The organism is Microcystis sp. M53598_WE2 (genome assembly GCF_030067735.1).
Taxonomy (GTDB): Bacteria; Cyanobacteriota; Cyanobacteriia; order Cyanobacteriales; family Microcystaceae; genus Microcystis; species Microcystis aeruginosa.
Map to the genome: position 1 here is coordinate 1 of NZ_JASJFE010000821.1, position 5,081 is coordinate 5,081.

Genomic DNA, 5,081 nt, shown 5'->3' on the forward strand with positions numbered 1-5,081 from the left:
AAAGGACCGCCAGTTAGTGCCGCCTACAAAAATGGCAAAATTACCCCCGCTGGTGAGGGTTTTGCTCGAAAACAGGGAGTTAGCACCGATGCTTTCTCAATTCGCACCACAGACAAAGGAGAATTTGTCTATATTGAAAAAACGATTCCGGGTCGTCAAACAGCCGAGATTTTAACTGAATTAATTCCCCAATGGATTACCCGTTTGGAAGGAAGACGTTTTATGCGTTGGGGAGATGGAGACTTAAGATTTCCCCGGCCAATTCGTTGGTTATTAACTTTAGTGGATGGGGAAGTTTTACCCCTAGAATTAATTAATGGCTCTACCACTTTAACCAGCGATCGCTTAACTTTTGGTCATCGCATTCTACACCCGCAATCCTTAGCCATTAGTCATCCCCAAGCATATTTAACCAGTTTGCGCTCGATTTTTGTGGAAGCGGATCCGCAAGTGCGTCAACAGATAATTACCGATCAGATTACCACCCTAGCCAAAACACTGGAGGGAGTGGCAGAAATTCCCGCAGATTTATTAGCAGAAGTGACTAACTTAGTCGAATATCCCACGGCAATTGTCGGCAAATTTGACGATGAATTTCTGGAATTACCCTCAGAAGTAATTATTACCGTGATGGTGACACATCAGCGTTATTTCCCGGTCAAAACTCCCCAGGGTTTGTCACCCTATTTCATCACTATTTCCAATGGCGATCCCCAGAAATCTGAGATTATCTCCGCGGGAAATGAAAGGGTTATCCGCGCACGGTTAGCCGATGCCAGATTTTTCTATACTGCCGATTGTGATGAACCCTTAGATAGTTTTCTTCCCCAACTGGAAACCGTCACTTTCCAAGAAGAATTGGGAACCATGCGCGATAAAGTTGATCGGATTATGGAAATTGCCCAGATGATCGTCGAACAGTTAAATCTCGATGAACAAAGTCGCAGTGATATAGAGTCCACTGCCATGCTTTGTAAAGCGGATTTAGTTACCCAAATGGTTTACGAATTCCCCGAATTACAGGGAGTAATGGCCGAAAAATATGCTTTAATTAGCGGTGAATCGGCTGTAGTTGCCCGGGGCATTTTTGAACATTATCTGCCTCGCAATGCTGGGGATATACTCCCGGAAACAATAACCGGTCAAGTGGTGGGAATTGCTGATCGCTTAGATACTTTAGTCGGTATTTTTGGACTGGGAATGCTGCCCACTGGTTCCTCAGATCCCTTCGCTCTCCGTCGGGCTGCCAATGCAATAATTAGTATTATCTGGTCAGCCGATTTTAATATCAATCTTTTGGCATTAATCGAGCAGATAGCTCAGGATTTTGTCACCAGTCATCCCGATAAACCCAACCCAGTCAATCTGATTAAAGATTTCTTTTTACAACGTCTGCAAACTCTCTTAATTGATGATTTGAGGATAGATTACGATCTCGTTAATGCAGTTTTAGGGGAAAACGATCCAGAGTATAAGTCTCGCGCTTTAGAAAATTTATTAGATACCCGTGAACGCGCTCGCTTTTTATGCCAAATTCGTCAGGATGGTCAGTTAGCCAACATCTATGAAACCGTCAATCGCTCGACCCGTTTAGCACAAAAAGGAGATTTAGATACAACTACCCTAGAAGCCAAGGGAATCATCAATACGGAGTTATTTGAACAATCCTCCGAACCAGCATTTTATGACGCTTTAATTGCCCTAATTCCCGAAACTATCAGCGCAAGAGAGCAAAGAGATTATCAGCGTCTTGTCACTGCTTTAACAGCAATTTCTCCCCTGGTGGCTGACTTTTTTGATGGCGAAAATAGTGTGTTAGTCATGGCAGAAAAAGAATCTGTCCGTCGCAATCGTTTAAATCTGTTGGGTTTACTGCGAAATCACGCCCGAGTCCTAGCAGATTTTGGCGCAATTGTCAAGGGATAATTCAGTTATCAGTTATCAGTTATCAGTTATCAGATTTGAGTTTTCAGTGGACAGTGGTAATCAGTGAGCAGTTGTCAATAGACTACCTTTATTGATTCTCCCCATCACCCCATCACCCCATTTCCCCATCACCCCACACCCTACACCCCACACCCTACACCCTACACCCCACACCTCCACTGATTAATGCACAATGTTCACTGAAATGGCCGATTCTGAACTACAGCAACAAGTCCAAAGATTACATCGACTGACGGTATGGGGTCGTTGGTTATTCGTCTTGGGTTGTTGGTTAGTGATTGGTTCGGCTAGTTTATGGGTTTTATGGGATGATATAGCTTTAATGCGGCAATATTTTACTTGGACAGCCCTAAGATACGCTTTAGCTTTCAATTACTGGGCTTCTATCGGTCTAGCCTTTTGTCTTGCCATTACAGGAGCAGTGTTAGTCTGGCAAAGTCGCAACATTATTTTAGGACTTTCCCCCAGAGAAAAACTGCGCTTAGAGCAACGGGTGCAGAAAATTCGGGCCGAAGGGTCGCGTCATCCCCTCTGGCGCTGGATCTTAAAAAGCAGGGAAAAAGACTTACAATAATAAAGATTTGCTGAAAGCTGACGGCTAGAATCCCCACTAGATATAATTCTTTACGCAAAAACTATTGACTTTTGAATCCACTTATGACCGTGACTCTCCAAGCTCCTCCGAAAACTCGCCGCGTGGTTTTTCCCTTCACCGCTATTGTCGGCCAGGAAGAAATGAAATTATCCCTAATGCTCAACGTCATCGACCCCAAAATTGGCGGGGTGATGATTATGGGAGATCGAGGTACGGGAAAATCGACCACCATTAGGGCTTTAGCCGACCTTTTACCAGAAATTGACGTAGTTGCTAACGATCCCTTTAATTCTGACCCCAATGATCCCGATTTAATGAGCGATGAGGTGCGGCAAAGGGTGGATGAAGCCATTCCCTTGACCATTGCCAAGAAAAAAGTCACTATGGTAGATCTACCCCTCGGTGCGACGGAGGATCGGGTCTGTGGCACAATTGACATCGAAAAGGCCCTGTCAGAAGGGGTAAAAGCTTTTGAACCTGGTTTGCTGGCCAAAGCTAATCGCGGCATTCTCTATGTGGATGAAGTTAATTTACTTGACGATCACCTCGTCGATGTGCTATTGGATTCGGCCGCTAGTGGTTGGAATACGGTGGAACGGGAAGGAATTTCCATCCGTCACCCGGCCCGGTTTGTTTTGGTGGGATCGGGCAACCCAGAAGAGGGAGAATTGCGCCCACAACTGCTCGATCGCTTTGGAATGCACGCCGAGATTCACACCGTCAAAGAACCACCTCTACGGGTCAAAATCGTGGAACAGCGTGCGGAATTTGATGGCAATCCCCTCTCGTTTTTAGAGAAATACAACTTAGAACAGGAAGAACTGCAAAGAAAGCTAGTGGAGGCCCAAAATCTTTTGCCTTCCGTGGAGCTTGATTATGATCTGCGGGTGAAAATTTCCGAGGTTTGTTCCGAGTTGGACGTGGATGGATTGCGCGGCGATATCGTTACCAATCGCGCCGCTAAAGCTCTGGCAGCTTTGGAAGGACGGACAACTGTGACGGTAGATGATATCCGTCGGGTAATTGTTCTCTGTTTACGTCACCGTTTGCGGAAAGATCCCCTAGAATCGATCGATTCTGGTTATAAAGTCTTGAAAGCTTTTAATCGCGTCTTTGGATTAGAAGAAAATTCCTAAACCCCACTTCACCCTCTCCCCGAAGAGAGGGTTTTTGACTGGATTTAGAGATGAAGGCCAAAAAGGGCTAGATGTGGCCAAATAAGCTAGAATTTTATCGATCGCTGTTATTCTCTGGGGGAATGTCCATGTGGGTTGAAAGTATAAAACTCGAAAACATTAAATGCTTCCAGAATCAAGAGATTAAATTTATTAGTAATCCCAATAATCAACGTCATTGGCGCGCTAAACCTTATCATTGGATCACTTTATTGGGAGAAAATGGAGTAGGAAAAAGCACGATTTTACAGGCTTTGGCTTTACTGCTCGCGGGACCAGAAGCAGCCAAAGAATTATTACCACGTCCGACTGGTTGGATATGTAATCCCAAGACACCGGGTAAATTAACCGCAGTGCTTCATCAAGAAGATGGGGATGCGGGAAAATTTGGTACGGATAAAACTCGAAAAACTTTTGCTTATTCCTATTTTGTTACAGGCAAGGAAAGGTTAGAGTTAGGAGGCAGTAAGGACAAACAAACCTATACAGAACCAGCATTAATCGAAGAAAATACTAAAATTTTAAGTTGGTTGCGAGCCAATGCTTTTGCCTCCGATAGTCGTGGTTGGTTTGCCGTCGGTTATGGAGCTTTCCGTCGTTTGACACGAGTGAGTCAAGTGATCATTCCTAGTCTTGAACCTCCGAAACGCTCTAGCAACTTTTTCAGCCAATTTAATGAGGATACATCTTTAAGTTCTTTTGAGAGATGGATGGTGTATTTAGATTATCGAATAGCCAAAAATCCTGAAGATAGTCAAGCCAAACAAATGAAAAAAATCGGCGAAGAAGCAATTACTAAACTGTTACCTGGTAATGTAGAAATTGCTGAAGTAACTGCCGATGCCTTGATTCAGTTTCTAGTTAACGGTCAAAAAGTTCCAACCATTAGTTTATCCGATGGTTTTAGGAGTATGATTGCTTTAGCCGGAGATTTAATTTGGCGATTATTACAATCCTTCCCCAATCTAGATAACCCCACAGAGGCTTCTGGAGTCGTCTTAATCGATGAGTTAGATATTCATTTACATCCTTCTTGGCAAAGGGAAATTGCTGGATGGTTACAGGAAGTTTTTCCCAAGCTTCAATTCTTTGTCGCTACTCATAGTCCTTTAATCGCTGCCGGTGCGGGGGAAAAGTCTTTAACCCTACGAATCGATCTGGTAGAGGGTGAATCAGAGATTGTAGAAATTCCTTATAAAGAATTAGCGGCTAATGTTGATCGTACTTTAACAAGTTCTGCTTTTGGTTTGAAATCAACCTTTCCCACTGAGACAGAAAATAAAATTAAGCGTTACCACCAACTAAATCGTAAAAATAAAAATCTGGCAGCAGAAGAAAAGGAAGAATATGAACAACTGTCATTA

Annotated in this window: 4 protein-coding genes; all 4 read left to right on the forward strand. The window is 43.7% G+C overall.

The annotated features are described in order from the left end of the window. Positions 1–1,926 (forward strand): glycine--tRNA ligase subunit beta (gene glyS, locus PX636_RS16655; protein ID WP_288117905.1); only part of this gene is annotated, 1,926 nt, incomplete at its 5' end. A gap of 205 nt (positions 1,927–2,131) precedes the next feature. Beyond that, positions 2,132–2,521 carry a hypothetical protein gene (locus PX636_RS16660; protein WP_288117907.1) on the forward strand — a complete coding sequence of 130 codons (390 nt, stop codon included), beginning with the start codon at positions 2,132–2,134 and terminating at the stop codon, positions 2,519–2,521. A gap of 83 nt (positions 2,522–2,604) precedes the next feature. Continuing rightward, positions 2,605–3,678 carry a magnesium chelatase ATPase subunit I gene (bchI, locus tag PX636_RS16665; protein ID WP_002797227.1) on the forward strand — a complete coding sequence of 358 codons (1,074 nt, stop codon included), beginning with the start codon at positions 2,605–2,607 and terminating at the stop codon, positions 3,676–3,678. A 71-nt stretch (positions 3,679–3,749) separates the two neighbouring features. Further along, on the forward strand, positions 3,750–5,081 hold a 1,332-nt coding region (locus tag PX636_RS16670), incomplete at its 3' end, for an AAA family ATPase (protein ID WP_288117910.1).

Bases quoted from the DNA above. Each gene is read 5' to 3' on its own strand.
- PX636_RS16660 (WP_288117907.1), top strand. From the start codon at position 2,132: ATGGCCGATTCTGAACTACAGCAACAAGTCCAAAGATTACATCGACTG.
- bchI (WP_002797227.1), top strand. From the start codon at position 2,605: ATGACCGTGACTCTCCAAGCTCCTCCGAAAACTCGCCGCGTGGTTTTT.